At 60.9% G+C, this 16,228-nt stretch carries 15 protein-coding genes; 7 read left to right on the forward strand and 8 right to left on the reverse strand.

Annotated elements, in window-relative coordinates; translation table 11 throughout:
- Positions 1 to 83 precede the first annotated feature (83 nt).
- Positions 84 to 506 (forward strand): DUF3301 domain-containing protein, encoded by a 423-nt coding sequence (locus AD663_RS27645; protein ID WP_003187127.1) that lies wholly within the window; start codon positions 84 to 86, stop codon positions 504 to 506.
- 12 nt (positions 507 to 518) lie between these two features.
- On the opposite strand, the gene AD663_RS27650 is transcribed toward AD663_RS27645, so the two are convergent.
- Complete coding sequence (locus AD663_RS27650) at positions 519 to 1,484, reverse strand: GTP-binding protein (RefSeq protein WP_003187128.1); 966 nt, start codon at positions 1,482 to 1,484, stop codon at positions 519 to 521.
- A gap of 27 nt (positions 1,485 to 1,511) precedes the next feature.
- On the opposite strand from AD663_RS27650, the gene AD663_RS27655 reads away from it, so the two are divergent.
- Positions 1,512 to 1,865, forward strand: a complete 354-nt coding sequence (locus AD663_RS27655; RefSeq protein WP_003187129.1) for a hypothetical protein — start codon at positions 1,512 to 1,514, stop codon at positions 1,863 to 1,865.
- A 6-nt stretch (positions 1,866 to 1,871) separates the two neighbouring features.
- On the opposite strand, the gene zigA is transcribed toward AD663_RS27655, so the two are convergent.
- A complete protein-coding gene (zigA, locus tag AD663_RS27660; RefSeq protein ID WP_003187130.1) occupies positions 1,872 to 3,080 on the reverse strand; it encodes a zinc metallochaperone GTPase ZigA in 1,209 nt (402 codons plus the stop codon).
- A 207-nt stretch (positions 3,081 to 3,287) separates the two neighbouring features.
- Between zigA and folE2 the strand changes: the two genes are divergently transcribed.
- Genes folE2 through AD663_RS27680 form a run of 4 tightly spaced genes read left to right on the forward strand, consistent with a single transcriptional unit; the run spans position 3,288 to position 6,602 of the window.
- Positions 3,288 to 4,181 (forward strand): GTP cyclohydrolase FolE2, encoded by an 894-nt coding sequence (folE2, locus tag AD663_RS27665; RefSeq protein ID WP_053214881.1) that lies wholly within the window; start codon positions 3,288 to 3,290, stop codon positions 4,179 to 4,181.
- Positions 4,181 to 4,849 (forward strand): metal ABC transporter ATP-binding protein, encoded by a 669-nt coding sequence (locus AD663_RS27670; protein WP_053214882.1) that lies wholly within the window; start codon positions 4,181 to 4,183, stop codon positions 4,847 to 4,849. The genes folE2 and AD663_RS27670 overlap by 1 nt, the downstream gene beginning before the upstream one ends.
- Positions 4,849 to 5,715, forward strand: coding sequence for a metal ABC transporter permease (locus AD663_RS27675; protein WP_053214883.1), 867 nt, complete (start codon positions 4,849 to 4,851; stop codon positions 5,713 to 5,715). The genes AD663_RS27670 and AD663_RS27675 overlap by 1 nt, the downstream gene beginning before the upstream one ends.
- An 11-nt stretch (positions 5,716 to 5,726) precedes the next feature.
- Positions 5,727 to 6,602, forward strand: coding sequence for a metal ABC transporter substrate-binding protein (locus tag AD663_RS27680; protein WP_053214884.1), 876 nt, complete (start codon positions 5,727 to 5,729; stop codon positions 6,600 to 6,602).
- Between the two features lie 45 nt (positions 6,603 to 6,647).
- On the opposite strand, the gene AD663_RS27685 is transcribed toward AD663_RS27680, so the two are convergent.
- Positions 6,648 to 7,169 carry a DUF3617 domain-containing protein gene (locus tag AD663_RS27685; RefSeq protein WP_003187135.1) on the reverse strand — a complete coding sequence of 174 codons (522 nt, stop codon included), beginning with the start codon at positions 7,167 to 7,169 and terminating at the stop codon, positions 6,648 to 6,650.
- Positions 7,170 to 7,308: 139 nt separating this feature from the next.
- On the opposite strand from AD663_RS27685, the gene cls reads away from it, so the two are divergent.
- On the forward strand, positions 7,309 to 8,748 hold the full coding sequence (gene cls, locus AD663_RS27690; protein ID WP_003187136.1) for a cardiolipin synthase: 1,440 nt from the start codon (positions 7,309 to 7,311) through the stop codon (positions 8,746 to 8,748).
- On the opposite strand, the gene cfaB is transcribed toward cls, so the two are convergent.
- The 5 genes from cfaB to AD663_RS27715 form a co-directional block, all read right to left on the reverse strand.
- Positions 8,745 to 9,932, reverse strand: coding sequence for a C17 cyclopropane fatty acid synthase CfaB (cfaB, locus tag AD663_RS27695; protein ID WP_053214885.1), 1,188 nt, complete (start codon positions 9,930 to 9,932; stop codon positions 8,745 to 8,747). The two genes, cls and cfaB, sit on opposite strands and share 4 nt — an antisense overlap.
- Before the next feature lie 184 nt (positions 9,933 to 10,116).
- The gene (locus tag AD663_RS27700) at positions 10,117 to 12,036 is read right to left on the reverse strand and encodes a cation-translocating P-type ATPase (RefSeq protein ID WP_053214886.1); all 1,920 of its coding nucleotides are present in this window, start codon (positions 12,034 to 12,036) and stop codon (positions 10,117 to 10,119) included.
- Complete coding sequence (hflK, locus tag AD663_RS27705) at positions 12,033 to 13,085, reverse strand: protease modulator HflK (protein WP_053214887.1); 1,053 nt, start codon at positions 13,083 to 13,085, stop codon at positions 12,033 to 12,035. Before hflK ends, AD663_RS27700 begins: the two co-directional genes overlap by 4 nt.
- Positions 13,082 to 14,122, reverse strand: coding sequence for a protease modulator HflC (gene hflC / locus AD663_RS27710; RefSeq protein WP_053214888.1), 1,041 nt, complete (start codon positions 14,120 to 14,122; stop codon positions 13,082 to 13,084). The genes hflK and hflC overlap by 4 nt, the downstream gene beginning before the upstream one ends.
- Positions 14,119 to 16,080 carry a protease modulator HflK gene (locus AD663_RS27715; RefSeq protein ID WP_053214889.1) on the reverse strand — a complete coding sequence of 654 codons (1,962 nt, stop codon included), beginning with the start codon at positions 16,078 to 16,080 and terminating at the stop codon, positions 14,119 to 14,121. The genes hflC and AD663_RS27715 overlap by 4 nt, the downstream gene beginning before the upstream one ends.
- Between the last annotated feature and the right edge of the window lie 148 nt (positions 16,081 to 16,228).

The following is a 16,228-nucleotide window of genomic DNA, read 5'->3' on the forward strand; positions in this document are numbered from 1 at the left end:
GCGCAGTATGCGACTAAACGCAGCCTGTACGACAGACCGGTGAGACAGTTAAGCTGGCAACAACTTGTTGGAGCACTTCGTTCATGCTGACCCTTGGAAATATGTTCGTGCTGATGCTGCTGGCCACCGGTGGTGCCTGGCTGTGGCACAACCATGGCTTGCGCGAACGGGCGTTGGCGAGGGTGATGCAGCATTGCATCAACCTCAAGATCGAATTGCTGGACGGCAACGTGGCGCTGAAAAAAATCGGCTTCGTGAAAGACGCCAGTGGTCGGCGACGATTGGCTCGTGTCTACACCTTCGAGTTCACCGTCACCGGTGAAAGTCGCCATTCGGGCACCATCACCCAGTTTGGCGCCCACAGCGCACACATCGAGCTGGCCCCCTACCCAATGCCATTCGAAGAAACACCGCCCGCACCGATCGATTCGGTCCAGACCCGACCCAGGGCCGAAGTCATCGAACTAAGCCAATGGCGCCAGGAACATAACAAGTGGAAGCCCTGATACAAGGCTGACTCAAGGACACCGGCAAACAGCCAGACCGGCCTGCAGGACATCAGCATCTTGCGGCGCATCGAAAATCAATTCCAGTCGTGAATCCTGTCGCCATTCGCTGGCCCGCCAAGCCAATGCCGCGCCTTGCAACGCGTTAGCAGACATCCAACCATCAGCGCCGCGAACCACCATCTTCGCCCTTCTCCAGCGTTGGCTATGTAGCCATAGGGTCAACGCCGCTGTGTCGAATCGTTGGCTTGGATGCCAGCGCCAACCGATGCTCCAGCCGCCCTCTTGGGCCTGATAAAGACAGATTGGCAATGCCGGATCGGTCCAAAGCGCCGGCACTTCGCCCAGCCCTTTGGGTAGATTCAGGTTATCCACAGCCCCATGTCCCCGCTCGGCAACACCGGGCAACTGATCGAGGGGCAGCGCGCCTTGTTCTGTCCAGTACAGTACGAGCCCTGGCAGCTGCTGGGTGACACGCTCGCGATCGGCTTGCGTAAGGCTCTCGGATTTATTCAGCACCAGCAATCCGGCATGGGCCAAAGCCTGCTGTTGAGGATCGGGCAATGGCTTGCCCTGCGCCATCGCTCGGGCATCCAGCACCAGCACACAAGGCTGGACCGTCAACACACCGAGCCAGGGCGCTTCGTTCAATTGCCGCATCAACTGCGCCGGGTGGCCCAGCCCCGAGGGCTCGATAAACAACCGGTCCGGTCGAGCCTTGCGCAGCAAGCGCCCAAGGCCAATCTGAAACGGCGCGCCGTTGACGCAACACAAGCAGCCCCCGGCCACTTCGCCCAGTGCGATACCATCGGCGGACTCGGTCAGCAACGCGGCATCCAGGCCGATCTGGCCAAACTCGTTGATCAGTACGGCCCAGCGTTCATTGGTTGGGCGCTGGGCCAACAGGTGCCTGATCAGGCTGGTCTTGCCAGCGCCCAAAGGACCGGCGATGACATGAGTGGGAATGTGCTGCAACATAATCGACGGCTTTCGATGGAGGTGGAAATGCGGATAATCGGCTGGTTATTACTGACACTGGCTTCGAATCAGGCACTGGCCCAGGCCTGCGTGGTACACAGCCAGGCGGAACGACTCGACGTGAAGGTCTGCCAGCAGAACCGCAACATCCCGCCGAAACTCTTCGCTGATGGCTTCTGCCAGCCAAGCCTGGCCGGGCAAAAGGTCGAGGTGCAATACGTCGAACAATGCCCCGAGGGGGCGTTCGGTGTCTGTAGCAACGCCCAAGTCGCCAATATGCCCTACCGTCAGGATATTCACTATTACGGCGTGGCGACTGATGCGGCTTATCTGCAACCGTTTTGCGAGGGAAAGAGCCAGGGCACCTGGCTCAAGCCTTAGGAGCGCTTACGCAGCGACCTCCTCATGCCATGGACCGAACGGATCGGGCAACTGGCGCCACGCTTCAATCCCAAGTGCCATCTCGGCGTCAGTCAGCAAGCAGGCGTCCAGCTCGGTGGTCAGTTGGCCGAAATCGACATCCTGGCCGATGAATACCAACTCTTGGCGGCAATCGCCGGTGCCGGCGAGCCAGTTTTTCATGATGGCGGCGATGCTTTCCTCATCCTGTGGCCATTGTTCTTTTGGCACGAACCGCCACCAACGCCCGGCGAACCCATGACGCATCAAGCCGCCGGCCTGGGACCAACTGCCGGCTTCTTCAGGTTTGCTGGCCAGCCAGAAAAAGCCCTTCGAACGGAGGATTTTCCCGTTCGTCCACGGACGGTCGATAAAGTCGAAAAATCGCTGCGGGTGAAACGGTCCGCGTGCCCGATAGGCCGTCGAGGCGATGCCATATTCCTCGGTCTCCGGCAGGTGCTCGCCACGCAGCTCCTTTAACCAGCCGGGCGCCTGGGCGGCACGCTCAAAATCGAACAGGCCGGTGTCGAGGATTTTTCCCAGGGGCACCTGCCCCATGACCATGGGAATGATCTGCGCCTGGGCATTGAGACGCTGCAGAATCGCGACCAATTCCTCCCTTTCGTCCTGGCCGATCAGGTCGATTTTGCTGATCAGGATTACGTCCGCAAACTCGATCTGCTCGATCAGCAGGTCCGTAATGGAGCGCTCATCGCCCTCGCCCAGCGTTTCGCCTCGGGACGCAAGACTGTCGGCGGCCTGGTAATCCAACAGGAAATTCACGCCATCGACCACCGTCACCATGGTGTCGAGTCGCGCGACATCGGCCAGGCTTCGCCCTTCGTCATCGCGAAACGTGAAGGTTTCCGCCACAGGCAACGGCTCGGAGATGCCGGTGGATTCAATCAGCAAATAATCGAAACGCCCTTCCCTGGCGAGCTGGCCGACTTCTTCCAGCAAGTCCTCACGCAAGGTGCAGCAGATGCAGCCATTGCTCATCTCCACCAGTTTTTCTTCAGAACGACTCAGGGAGACGTCTCGCTGGACTTCGCTGCCGTCGATATTGATCTCGCTCATATCGTTGACGATCACGGCGACCCGCAGATTGTCGCGATTACGTAGCACATGGTTGAGCAGCGTACTTTTACCGGCTCCGAGAAATCCGGAGAGCACAGTTACGGGTAGGCGATTGGGCATGGGAAATCCTCATCAGGCGGCCGTCGCTGCTGTGTGCTGCGGCTCGTTTTCTGGCTTCGGTTGAGTTTAAAGTCGCTTCACTTTTCATGTTATAGTATAACACTAACGCTCAACCAGCCTGATGATGAAACACTCTTCATCGAAAAACATACCGTGCACTAAGTGCAATACTATAACATTCGAACAAACCTGTGATGGACCTAGATCATGAATGCGTTAACGCTGCCCGACGTTGCTGCGCAGACCTCACGTCAACCGCTCCCCCTTGATTGGGTTGGTATGCACGGCATCGCAACCCCAGTCTTAATTGGTGGCCAGCGCTTGAGCGCGATTGCCGATGCGGGTGTCAGCCTCGACGACGAGGAAGCTCGGGGCATTCACATGTCACGCTTATACCTGGCGCTAGAAAAGCTCGAAGAGACGGAGCTTTCACCGAAGCTGCTGCATCAAATCCTGCAGCAATTTCTCGACAGTCACGAAGGCTTGTCCCGCACTGCATCCCTAAGCATTCACACGGATCTATTGCTTAAACGTCCGGCGTTAGTCAGTCCTTTGGCCGGCTGGAAGCGCTACCCCGTGAGCATCGAAGCGCATCTGCAAAACGCAGTGTTCCACGTGGAACTAAAGATTGAGGTTCCTTATTCTTCTACGTGTCCGTGCTCAGCAGCCTTGGCCCGCCAGTTGATCCAACAGCAATTCGTGGATGACTTCGCTAACAAAAAACTCGAGCACGCCGAGATTTTGGCCTGGCTGGGTTCAGCAAATGGCATTGTCGCAACCCCCCACAGCCAGCGAAGTACCGCCACACTGACCCTGCGGTTGAATACCGACACCGATGGGTTGCCGCTGCTGGCATTCATCAACGAGGCCGAAGCAGCCCTCGGCACCGCTGTGCAAACCGCAGTCAAACGTGCCGACGAACAAGCCTTCGCCTTCGTCAACGGACAGAACCTGATGTTCTGCGAAGACGCCGCTCGGCGATTGACCACAGCGCTGAGGCAATCCCATCACCTCGCTGCACTCGAAGTACGAGTGGTTCATGCCGAAAGCCTGCACGCTCACGACGCCGTGGCCCTAAGCCGTTGGCAGCGGGAGGCATGATGATCCGTTGCAAAGACTTGTCCTGGGGTGCTCCCGGGCGACCTCTCGCTCCGCCGCTGAATATGGAGCGGCCAACAGGCAGCCTGACGGCCATTATCGGCGCCAACGGATCGGGCAAGAGCAGCCTGTTGAAAGTACTCGCCGGGCTGCAAAAGCCACTGTCAGGTAAAGTCATGCTGGAGGTTCCACGGCATGGCGGCATCTCGTTCCTGCCGCAGCAGCAACATTTGGACCGACAATTCCCTATCAGCTTGCAGGAGTTGGTAGCCGCTGGTTCGTGGGGTAACCGGCATACGCCAGCCATGCGCAGACAGTTGCTCCAAGCCGCACTGGCAGGCTGGGCGCTGAATGGGCTGGAACATCATCCGCTGATGGCGCTGTCCGGGGGCGAGTTACAACGTGCCCTGCTCGCTCGCTTGAGCCTCGCCGAAGCACCGCTGTTATTGCTCGACGAACCTCACGCGGCCCTCGATGAGCAAGGCCAGGCGCTGCTGTGGAAATACATTCATGGCTGGCATGCAGAAGGCCGGACGGTGGTGGTGGTTTGTCATGATCTGGCTGCGGTACGCGAACATATTCCCCATACGCTGCGGATCAATGGCGCCGGGTGCGTGCTGGGTCGCAGCGTCGACCTGATTGCGCAACAACCTCGAACGTTGGAGGCCTGATGCTCGCGGCCTCTCATCTGTGGCAACCCTTCCAGGAGTTTGTCTTCATGCGCCGGGCCTTGCTGGGCGGCCTGGTATTAGCGTGCAGCACAGCCCCGCTGGGCGTATTCCTGATCCTGCGCCGCATGAGCCTGATCGGTGATGCCGTCGCCCACGGTATTCTCCCCGGCGCCGCCCTGGGTTTCTGGTTCGCCGGTTTGAGCCTGCCGGCGCTGACGTTGGGCGGCCTGGGAGCGGGCCTTGGTATGGCCGGGCTGGCGGCCTGGATCACCCGTCGCACCGGCCTGCGCGAAGACGCCAGCCTCGCGGCGATCTATCCCATTTCCCTGGCTGCCGGCATCTTGATCCTTGGAATGGCCGGCAAACGCCTGGACCTTCTTCACCTGTTGTTCGGCTCGGCATTGGCGGTGGATGCGCCAACACTCACCGGCATGCTTTGGGTGTGCGGGATCAGCCTGGCAGTGATGGCGCTGATCTATCGACCTCTGCTACTCGACACCCTGGATCCGTTGTTCCTGCAAACGGTAAGTCGTCTCGGCCCATTGGCCCACGGCGTATTCCTCACCCTTGTGGTACTTAACCTAGTCATTGGTTTCCAAGCCATTGGTGCGCTGATGGTGGTCGGCCTGATGATGCTACCGGCGGCCGCTTCGCGCTTCTGGAGCCGCCGCCTGCCGATTCTGATGATGGTCGCGGCGCTGCTCGGTTGCCTCTCGGTGTGGCTTGGCTTGTTGCTGTCTTTCTATTTTTCACTGCCCAGCGGGCCGTCCATCGTACTGGTGGCGGGCGCGTTGTATCTGTTGTCCGTGGTGTTCGGGCCGGTGCACGGTTTGTTGCGCCGCCCGCCTTTGCTCACATCCCAATGAGGTGTTTCCCGATGCGCGCCCTGCTCGTGCTGTTCAGTCTCATGCTGTCCATGTCCCTGTCCGCCGCCGAAAAGCTGCAGGTGGTGACCAGCTTCAGCATCCTCGCCGACATGACCCGACAGGTCGGCGGTGAGCATATTCAAATCACCAACATGGTCGGCCCCGATACCGATGCGCACACCTACGAACCCACGCCAGACGATGCAAAGGCGTTGCTCAAGGCAAAACTGATTATCAAGAACGGGCTCGGCTTCGAGCCTTGGTTGGATCGCCTGGTCGCCAGCACCGAAACAACTGCGCCGGTGATCAGCGCCAGCCGCGGGGTCATTCCCCGCTCATTGGACGAAGATGGCGAGACCATTCCCGACCCCCATGCCTGGCACAACCTGGCGAATGTCGAGTTGTATGTGGCGAATATCACCAAGGCGCTGGAGGCGGCCGATCCGACCAACAAGGCCGACTACGCACACAACAGCCAGGCCTACCTGAAGAAAATCTACGCCCTGCTCGCTGAAGCCAAGGCCAAGTTCGGTGCGTTGCCGGCGGGCAATCGCAAGATCGTGACATCCCATGATGCGTTCGGTTACCTGGGCCAGGCCTACGGCATCGCGTTCATGGCGCCCCAGGGCTTGTCCACTGAACGCGAACCTTCGGCAGCCGAAGTCGCGGCACTGATTACTCAGATCCGACAGGCGAAAGTCAAAGCGGTATTCATGGAAAACATCAAGGACGCGCGCCTGCTCAAGCAGATTGCCGACGAGAGCGGCGCGCATATTGGCGGTACGTTGTACTCCGACGCCCTCGCGGCGAGCGGGCCGGCCAGCACCTTTACCGGCCTGTTCGAGTACAACCTAAACACGCTGTACGAGGCGTTGAGCCGACCTTGATCCGGGCTGAGCAATTGGGTCTGCTTCGCAGCCCAGCGGGAACGGTCAGGCCCTCGGCTTGACCGTCCCGCAATCCTGCCCCAGCCATACGGCGCGGGTATCGAGGCTACCGTTCTGTTGGATGCCGGTGGCATTGAAGGTGCCGTTGACCTTGGTCGTGAATTCACGGTCGCTCTGGAACGTCGCGACACCATTGCCCTGGGCTTTCGGACAGCTGAAGCGGAACTTCCATTGATTGCCGGTACGCTCGGTGATCTGTTGCTTGCACCCGGATTGAGGATCTTGCAGCGGAATATCGTTGGTCTGCACTTGCGCCGGGGTCAGGCACACGCGAATGCCTTTGCCACCCATGGTGATGCCCTGCTTTTCCAGCATCGCCCGCTGCTCCGGCGTCATCTGGCTTTGCACCTGCCCGAGGATCAGCTGCAGGTCCGGCAGATTCTGGTTATCGATTTTCATGTTGCTCGTCGTCAGCTCCCACAAGCCCGGTTGCAGCATTTGCGCCTGAGCGGCCATCGGAACCGACAAGCCAATGGCCAAGGCCAAACCCAGCAGACGAACATTCATTGCATACACTCCAGAGGACAAGTGGCCGTTAGACGCCGCCCACAGGCTTCGGTTCAGGCCTGGGGCAAGTGAATTAAATAGCGACATTGGCGGTGGAAAATGGTCTGTTAAGCATCGAACATCAGGAGCAAGGTTACCCATGGATTTTTTTGGCCCACATGTTTTCGGTTACCTGATTGCGCTGCTTCATACCCTGGGTTCCATCGCCGCTGTCCACGCGGTGCTGACCGTACGCACCGCCCAAGGCTCGATCGCGTGGGCCCTGTCATTGGTGTTCATTCCCTACCTGACGTTGATTCCGTATCTGGTTTTCGGTCGCAGCACGTTCGACGGCTACATCAAGGCCCGCAGGCAAGCCAACGAAGAAATGCGCAAGGCCATCTCCGAGCTGAACTGGCGCCCTTGGGTTGAGGAAGCCCTGACCGCCCGCGCTTCCCAGGCCTACGCCTCGTTACGAGCCATGCCCAAGCTGGGACGCACCCCCTGTCTGGCGAACAATCAGGTGCGATTGCTCATCAACGGGCACGCCACGTTCGAGAGGATTTTCCAGGCCATCGACGGCGCGCGAGAGGCCGTGCTGATTCAATTTTTCATCATCCATGACGATCGTCTCGGCCGGCGGTTGCACGCACTGCTGCTAAAGAAAGCCGCCGAAGGCGTCGCGGTGTATCTCCTTTACGACCGCATTGGCAGTCATTCACTGCCCCACCATTACGTCCAGGCATTGCGCGACGGCGGTGTCCATGTAAAGGCCTTCGCCACACGCAGCGGCTGGCTCAACCGGTTCCAGGTCAACTTTCGTAACCATCGCAAAATCGTTGCGGTAGACGGGGTGCTGGGCTTCGTCGGCGGGCACAACGTCGGCGACGAGTACATGGGTGAAAAACCGCCCCTGGCGCCGTGGCGTGACACTCATGTCGAAGTACACGGGCCGGTGGTCGGGAGCATGCAGGAGTCGTTTGCCGAAGACTGGTTCTGGGCCGCTCGCTCGTTGCCGCCGCTGATCCTGCCGGACACTTACCCGGACGGCGGGGTGCTCTGTCAGTTGTTGGCCAGCGGCCCGGCGGACGCCTACGAAACCTGCTCGCTGTTTTTCGTCGAGGCTATTCACGCGGCCAGCGAACGGGTATGGATCACCACACCGTATTTCATTCCAGACGAGGCGGTATTCGCGGCGTTACGCCTGGCGGTACTGCGCGGCGTCGACGTTCGGATTCTGCTGCCGTCCCGACCGGACCACAAAATCGTCTATGCGGCGTCCAGCCTGTATGCATTCGAAGCAGTGCGGGCCGGTGTGCGGGTGTTTCGTTATTCGCCAGGCTTCCTGCATCAGAAAGTGGTTTTGATTGATCGGGAAATCAGCGCCATCGGCAGCGCGAACCTGGACAACCGTTCGTTCCGGCTGAATTTCGAAGTGATGCTGCTGACCGTGGACATCCCCTTCGCCACGGAAGTCGAGCAGATGCTTGAGCAAGACTTCGCCCAGGCCCAGGAAATCGATAAACAGGAAAGCCGGGAGACCCACCGCCTTCAGAAAATCGGCATGCGGATCGCCCGGCTTATTTCCCCCATTCTTTAAGGCACGTAGATGTCGTCGCGGGTCCACGGCAGGTCGTGGCTGCCGTCCGCGTGCGGCTTCACCGCCAGGATCTGATGCAGGTTGATCCAGCCCTTGGCGAACGCATAAGCGCAGCCGGCCAGATACAAGCGCCATATCCGCAGTGCCTGCTCCGGCACCTCCTTCGACGCAGCCTCCAGATTGTCTTCCAGGCGCTCGCTCCAATGGTCGAGGGTGCGTGCGTAATGCAGGCGCAGGCTTTCCACGTCGACGATTTCCAGGCCCGCCTCGCTGATCTGGGCAGAAATCATCGACAGGTGCGGCAGCTCGCCATTGGGAAATACATACTTCTCAATGAATTCGCCCGCGCCGCGTCCGACCGGACGTCCGTCGGTGTGCTTGGCGGTAATGCCGTGGTTCATTACCAGCCCACCCTCCCGCACGGCGCCGAACAAGGTCTTGCAGTACTGCTCCAGATTCGCGTGGCCGACGTGCTCGAACATACCCACGCTGACAATTTTGTCGAAGCGGCCGTCCTGGGGCAGGTCGCGATAGTCGAGCAATTGCAGCTCCACCTGGTCTTCCAGACCTTGCGCCTTGACCCGTTCCCGGGCCAGCGTCAATTGCGCCTGGCTCAGGGTAATGCCAAACACCTTGGCGCCGAATTCCCGCGCCGCGTAGCGCGCCAATCCACCCCATCCGCAACCGACATCCAGCAGATAGTCACCCGGCTGCAGTCGTAGCTTGCGACACAAGTGCCGGAATTTGGCCTGCTGGGCCTGTTCGAGGGTTTCGCTGCCCGTCTCGAAATAGGCGCAGGAATAGGCCATGTCGCTGTCGAGCCAGAGCTGATAAAACGCGTTGGAAAGGTCGTAGTGATAGGAAATCGCCTTGGCGTCGGTTTCCTTGTCGTGGACGGTACGCACCGGCAGATCATCCGGATCGTCCTCCACCAGCGCCTGGCTCCACTCATCGCAAACCCGGATGACCTCGTGGATCGAGCCTTCGAGTTCCAGTTTGCCTTCGACAAACGCCGATCCCAGTGCATCCAGGCTGGGATGGGTGAATTGCGCGACCATTTGTGGGTCCTTTACCACGATCGTAACGCTGGGTTCGGCACCCAATGTGTATTCATGGCCATCCCAGAGCCGCAGCCGAAGCGGTAGGTGCAGATTCTGTAAGGCCGGTGGAAGTTGCGCGAGCATGACATGACCCCCCTTGTTTCAGAACGTCTGAAATGAGGGTAGACCATGTTAGAAAAATAGCAGGCTATCGATTTATAGCCTTTTTCTATTGCGGTACAAATCCGTCCATTGAGTTCGGAACGCCTCGGCCGGTACACCCCTCTCACATAGCAGACTGCAAGAGCGGCGCACAGTTCGCCCAGATTTACGACACGGATTGCTGGTCCGAAACTTTCGTCAGCGGCTCCTGGAATCGCAGCAAGCGCCCCGCGTTTCCCAACACCAGCAGCGTGCTCAAATTGTGCAGCAGCGCGGCGATCATGGCACCCGCCGCGCCGAGCCAGCCGAACGCTGCGAAGGCAACGATCGCCAGTGTCCAACCCAGGCCGATGATCACGTTGACCTGCAGCGTGCGCCTGCATTGGCGGCTGAGGCGTACACAAGTGCCCAACCGCCGCAGGTCACTGCCGATCAGTACGATGTCCGCCGACGCGAGGGCTATATCCGCACCGCCCGCGCCCATCGCGACGCCAACCACGCCGGCCTTGAGCGCCAGGGAATCATTGATGCCATCGCCCACCACCATGGGCCGGAACCCTTGGTTGATTTCGGTCATGACCCGCTTGAGTTTGTCTTCCGGCAAGGCCTGGGCCTGTACGTCACTGATGCCGATTCCCCGCGCCAAGGTGTTGGCCACGCTTTGACGATCACCCGTCAGCAGCAACTGACGTCCCAGGCCTAACGCCCGCAGTTCCGCCAATGCCACCTGTGCTTCCGGCCTGACGCTGTCCGCCAGCAACAGCCAGGCGAGGAATTGTCCGTCCAGGGCCAGACCGGCAATCGGACCGTCGTGCTCGGGCACCGGTGAAGTCTTGATGCCTAACTGTGCGAACAGCTCCGGCCGGCCGAGCGCCGCTTCGCCCTGCCCGGTCATCGCCACCACGCCCAGTCCCTGCCGCTCATGGATATCCGTCAGGGACGGATAATTCTCCTGCGCCACCAGGCCCGCCAAGGCACGGCTGACCGGATGACTGCTGGCAGAGCCGAGGCTGGCGGCCAGAGGCAGCAACCCGGGCAAATGATCAGCCTGCGCTCTTTCAATGGTTTGCAGGCGCAAGGCTCCATGCGTCAGCGTGCCAGTCTTGTCGACGACCAGGGAGGTGAGGTCCGCCAGTTCTTCCAGGAAAGCCGAACTGCGGATGAGTATCCCGTGTCGTGCCGCCACGGCAATCCCGGCGATGGCCGTCGCCGGTGCCGACAGCACCAACGCACAAGGACACGCAGCAACCAGCACCGCCAGCATCGCCTGGGCATCGTTGGTCACGAACCAGGTCACCGCCGCCAACAACAAAACCAGAACCAGATAGCTGCTGGCGTAGCGCTCCAGCAGACGGGTGATGGGCGGTTTTGAGCGTTCGGCGTTCTGCATCAGGGCAATCACTTTGCCCAGGGTTGATTCATCCCCCGTGCGCGTCACTTGCAGGCGCAGCAACCCATCAAGATTGATTGCACCACCGAAAACTTCGGTGCCGACGACGGCCTCCAGTGGCACCGACTCGCCGGTGATGGGTGCGGTGTCGAGGCTGGCCTGGCCTGAAAGCACCCGGCCATCGGCCGGCACGCGATCACCAGCACGTACTTCGACGATATCGCCGGGCTGAAGCGTTCCGTTGTCCACCTCGATGATCGAGCCGTCTGCCTGGACTTTGCGCCCCTGGCTGCGAGTCAATTGGCCGAGGGCATGAATCGCCTCCTGCGAGCCGATGACACTGCGCTCCTCCAGCACGTGCCCGAAGATCATGATGATCGGCAACAATGCCGCCGTCAGCAGATCCCCAGTGGCCCAGGCGCCAAGCATCGCCAGGGCGATCAATTGGTCAGTGATGCCGTGCAGGCTCGGGAAACGCAAGCTGTACCAGGCTGAACGCATCACCGGCACCGCCACCAATAGCGAGGCGAAGCCCAACAATAACTGGCTGACACCGGATGGCTCCGGCGACCAGCCGCGCCATACCAGCCCCAAGGCAAGCAATCCCAGGGCGAGCATCGCCAACGTCAGTTGCCGGGCGGCGGCGCGTTGTTCGGCCGACGACAACATCGGTACGGCAGGAGTTGAAGCGCTCATTGTTCGGCTCCCTGGATGATCAGGCGAGAATCGTCTTTGGGATCGACCGTGGTCACTGCGCCTGCCTGACGAAGAATTGCGGGCATGCGCTCACGGTAGAGGCGCAATAACGTTTGCGGATCACTGCCTTGGGTCTTCGCCAGGCCCAGCACCGTGGCGGTGTCGGCCGACGCTTTGGCGAGCCGTTCGCTGGCCTGGGCATGGGCGACCAGAAGGGCTCGGTCAGACGACTGGCGCGCGGCCTGGGTGAGCTTTTCGGCTTCGGTGCGAGCATTGGCCACGGTTTTGTCAGCCTGCTGGCTGGCAGTCAGCACCGCATTGAAGGCACTCACTGCGGGCCCTGGCAGACTCGATTGCACATCGACCCGCACCACTTCGATGCCCAGTCCCTGCCCTGTTCCCGCAAGATCACCCAGCCGTCGATTGATGCCTTGGACCAGATCGCCCCGCAATCGCTCGCGGCGTTCGGCGGCCTGGCTATCGCTGCCCATCAGTTCCGGACGAGCCACCAGAATGGTGTCCAGGTCCCGGGCCGCTGTCAGGGCCACGGCGCTACGTGCCGCCAGGCGATCCAATGCGGGCAGCACATGCTCACCCTGCAGAACGAAAGCGTAAGGGTCGGTCACTTTGTAGAACACCCGCACATCCAATTGCACCACGCCGGCATCACCGGTCAATAAATACCCAGAGCCTGCCAGTGCATCACTGACCGGCGTGGCGAAACTGGCCACTCGGTCGGCCTGCAAGGCTTCATCCGAACGCAACAAATTCTCTACCCGCCGCTCCAGCACCCGATCCGCCGCCGGCAGCAGAATGATTTGTTCCACAGGACTCGGCCAAGCCAATAGCAAGCCTGCGTTCTGGATTCGATCCAGCGCACCGAAGTGCAGTACCACCGCGCGGTTTTGCGGGTCGATCTGCCGCACATTGGAGAACACCCACGCCAGCGCTGCCAGGACCGTGACCGCATAAAGCGCTAGAAACGTGAGGCGCCCGGCCTGAATCCACGGGCTGGATAACTCGTTTGTTCCACGTGGAACCAAACTCATGGTTGTGTTCCACCCTTGGGTTCCACGCCAGGAGGACCGTCCACCAAGACACGAAATGGCGCAGCGTCGGTACGCAAAATCAGCTTCGTGCCCGGGCTCACGATGGTGCCCAAGGTGTCCAGCGAACGCAGCAAGTTGTAGAGCTGGGGCGCGCCCGCATACGCACGACCATAAATCCCGGCCGCCTCCACTCGGGATTGCGCCTCGATATCAGCGGCCTTCACCGTCGCGTCCGCTTGCAATACTCGCGCATCCCGTTCTGCCGCAGAGCGGATCTGAGCCGCTTCGCGCTTACCGATGGCGGTGCGTTCGGTGGCAATGGTTTCGCGTTCGGCGCGCATGCGATCCACCGTCGCGGTCAGCGTCACCGAAGGCAAGGTCAGGCGCTCAATGCCCACCTGCAACACGCGCACGCCGTAAGTGGTGAGTAACTGTTGATCGATTTGCTGGCGCAATTGCGCTTCGAAATCGGCGATACGCACCTGGCTTGCGTCGGTGTTGACCAGGTTGGCCAAGTCAAAACTGGCCGCCGTGGTCTCCAGCGCCGAACCGACGAACGTGCGGATCTGCCGTGCGGCTTCATCTGGCTGATTCTGCACCGCACGCATAAATCGTTGCACGTTGTCCGGGTCGCCCTGTACCTGCCACGCCACGTAAGCCTGGACGATGATCCGCAACCCGTCGCGCGTACCGACGTCTTGCAGTCCGCTGGACGTGGTGCGCAGGCGCAAGTCCACCGGGATCGCCGCCTCGAACGGCGCCGGCCAACGCCAACCCAGGCCAGGTTGCAACAGCACCCGCGCCGGATTGCCGAAGCGAGTGATAACGGTAGCCTCCCCCGAACGCACTTGCACCAGGCTCGCGGCCGCGACGGCAAACGCCACCAGCAATGCCGCCCAACCCATCCGCCGCCAGGGGAACGGGCCGGCGTCCTGCCCGGCGCCATCATGGTGGTGATGATGCCCATGGTGATGACCGGCATGACCGTGATCATGTCCGGCGTGGTCATGATGATCGTGTGAAGAGGACTGGCTCAATGGGCAGCTCCTGGCTGGACAGGGTTACGCGGCGACGCGGGGTCTGCCGGCAGCGTGAAGGTACGCAGGTCAATGGTCGGCGCGTTACCGCTGCCGCCCAGGCGATGATCGAGGATCAGCAGTTTGGCATCGACAAGGCCTTGGCTCAGTTGGCTAAGGTATTGCTCCACCACAAAGGCATGGCCGGCCTTGGCATAGGCTTGGCGATCCGCGCTGAATCGCAAATCGGCGGCCCGGGCGGTCGCGTCAATTTCCCGGGCGATGGCTTGGGCCTGGTCATGGACAATGCTGGCCTGCAATTGCGCCTGGTTGGTCTGTTCCGCCGCCGCACCGCGTTCCCGGGCGATCGATGCCTGGACGCCGATCTGCGCCGCTTGCACGCCGTGGTACGCATTGGCCGCACCGGCCGGTGGGTGAATCGCTTCGACGACCGTCGCGAGGATCTCCACACCGCTGTCCAGTGTTTGCAAGTCAGCCTGTACGGCGCGACCGATCTCCTCGGCCAGGCTGACACGGTCCGCGCCCAGCAAACCGTCCAGCGTACGGGAAGCGAACTCATGGACCAGGACCCGACTGGCAGTGCTGCGGATCAACGTCGGCACATCGGCGCTGTTGTAGGTCGCCGCCAGCGCCGCCGAATCGCTCAGACCGATGCGATAGACGAAGCGCACGTCCATGTTGACGATCTGGAAGCTCTGTTGGTCGGCACGTTGGCTGGCGATAACCTGGGATTTGTCATTCACATGGCTAGCATCCCAGAGACGATTGGCTATCGCCGGGGCCGGTCCCTCCGCCGGACTGATATCGGAGGGTGCGCCACTGTCGCCAACATTGGAGGCCAATTCGTGCACGATCCCGTACTCGACGTTGAGCACCCTGCCCAAAGGCCAAGGCAAGGCGACATGCAGGCCCGGGCCGAAGACCTCCACCGGTTTTCCGAAACGTTCATAGATGCCGCGCCCTTGCAACGGCACCTCGTGCACACCCGTCAATAACCAGCCCACCAGCGCCACCAGGGCCAACACCGGCAAGAAGGCGCGGCGCATGTAGCTGAAAGCCCAGATCTGGCGCAAGTCGATGCCGAAACGGTTGTGCAGTTCATGTTGCAAGGCCAGCAACGGTTGCGGTGGCCAGCGCAAGAGATCGGCGATGACACTACGGCCCAGCAGCGTCGGCTCCAGGGCATCGCGTCGCGGGATGAACAACGACAGTACCGCCCGCAGCAATAACTCAGCCGCCACCAGGCCCGGCAGAACGCCCATCAGCACGGCCAAGCGCACCGGCCAAACAGACGCGGGCGCGGCGAACAGCAAGCACAAGGCACCGAGCACCAGCACGATGATTGCCACCCGGGTCAGTTGCGCCAAAGGTGACGCTTCGGGCCACTCCACGGCGGGCTGCTGGGCCAGTTGTCGCTCGAACACCAACAGCCCGAAGGCCAACAATAACGACAACACCGCACCCACACTGGCCGATGCGCCGAGGGTAGCCGCAGGCAACTGCAGGTTCCAGGCTTGCTGCAGGCTAACAAGCACGAGCACCGCCCAACCGGCCAGCCACAGGGTGGGCGCACCGATTTGCTTGAACAGCTCAACCCAACGCGCGCCGACTCGCTCAAGCAAACGTTCATACCAGCCGAGGTTATCCACAATCCCAGGTTCCGGAACCTGATCATCCACCGCTGGCAGCAGCGCCCTGCTCCGCCACTGAGTGATCCACCAGGCCGACTGCAAGCCCGCCACCAATACCAATAAGCCGGCGCTCTGGCTGACCAACAAGGCCGGCCACACCGATTGTGGCGAAAACAGCCCGATGAAAAAACCAGCGATCAGCGCCAGTGCGGCCACGCTACCCAGCGCGAAGGCGATTCGCTTCAGGCGTTGCCCCTGAAACGACGCTCGCTGGAAGCGCGGCCATTCGGCCACTCGTGCCCCCTCGACATCAAGATCGACTTGCATACCACTCCAGCGCTTTGAGGCGATCAGAACCCGGGGCCGTGGACAGACGCCACCGCCGCTCCGTTATATGGCGTTACCTTATAACGATTACTGTGAAATTTCCGTTTTGAATTCTTCATGACAAACCCCGTCCCTACCCCTTGACTTA

Source organism: Pseudomonas sp. Q12-87, from assembly GCF_001269755.1.
Lineage (GTDB): Bacteria > Pseudomonadota > Gammaproteobacteria > Pseudomonadales > Pseudomonadaceae > Aquipseudomonas > Aquipseudomonas fluorescens_S.

Bases quoted from the DNA above. Each gene is read 5' to 3' on its own strand.
- AD663_RS27645 (WP_003187127.1), top strand. From the start codon at position 84: ATGCTGACCCTTGGAAATATGTTCGTGCTGATGCTGCTGGCCACCGGT.
- AD663_RS27650 (WP_003187128.1), bottom strand. From the start codon at position 1,484: ATGTTGCAGCACATTCCCACTCATGTCATCGCCGGTCCTTTGGGCGCT.
- AD663_RS27655 (WP_003187129.1), top strand. From the start codon at position 1,512: ATGCGGATAATCGGCTGGTTATTACTGACACTGGCTTCGAATCAGGCA.
- zigA (WP_003187130.1), bottom strand. From the start codon at position 3,080: ATGCCCAATCGCCTACCCGTAACTGTGCTCTCCGGATTTCTCGGAGCC.
- folE2 (WP_053214881.1), top strand. From the start codon at position 3,288: ATGAATGCGTTAACGCTGCCCGACGTTGCTGCGCAGACCTCACGTCAA.
- AD663_RS27670 (WP_053214882.1), top strand. From the start codon at position 4,181: ATGATCCGTTGCAAAGACTTGTCCTGGGGTGCTCCCGGGCGACCTCTC.
- AD663_RS27675 (WP_053214883.1), top strand. From the start codon at position 4,849: ATGCTCGCGGCCTCTCATCTGTGGCAACCCTTCCAGGAGTTTGTCTTC.
- AD663_RS27680 (WP_053214884.1), top strand. From the start codon at position 5,727: ATGCGCGCCCTGCTCGTGCTGTTCAGTCTCATGCTGTCCATGTCCCTG.
- AD663_RS27685 (WP_003187135.1), bottom strand. From the start codon at position 7,169: ATGAATGTTCGTCTGCTGGGTTTGGCCTTGGCCATTGGCTTGTCGGTT.
- cls (WP_003187136.1), top strand. From the start codon at position 7,309: ATGGATTTTTTTGGCCCACATGTTTTCGGTTACCTGATTGCGCTGCTT.
- cfaB (WP_053214885.1), bottom strand. From the start codon at position 9,932: ATGCTCGCGCAACTTCCACCGGCCTTACAGAATCTGCACCTACCGCTT.
- AD663_RS27700 (WP_053214886.1), bottom strand. From the start codon at position 12,036: ATGAGCGCTTCAACTCCTGCCGTACCGATGTTGTCGTCGGCCGAACAA.
- hflK (WP_053214887.1), bottom strand. From the start codon at position 13,085: ATGAGTTTGGTTCCACGTGGAACAAACGAGTTATCCAGCCCGTGGATT.
- AD663_RS27715 (WP_053214889.1), bottom strand. From the start codon at position 16,080: ATGCAAGTCGATCTTGATGTCGAGGGGGCACGAGTGGCCGAATGGCCG.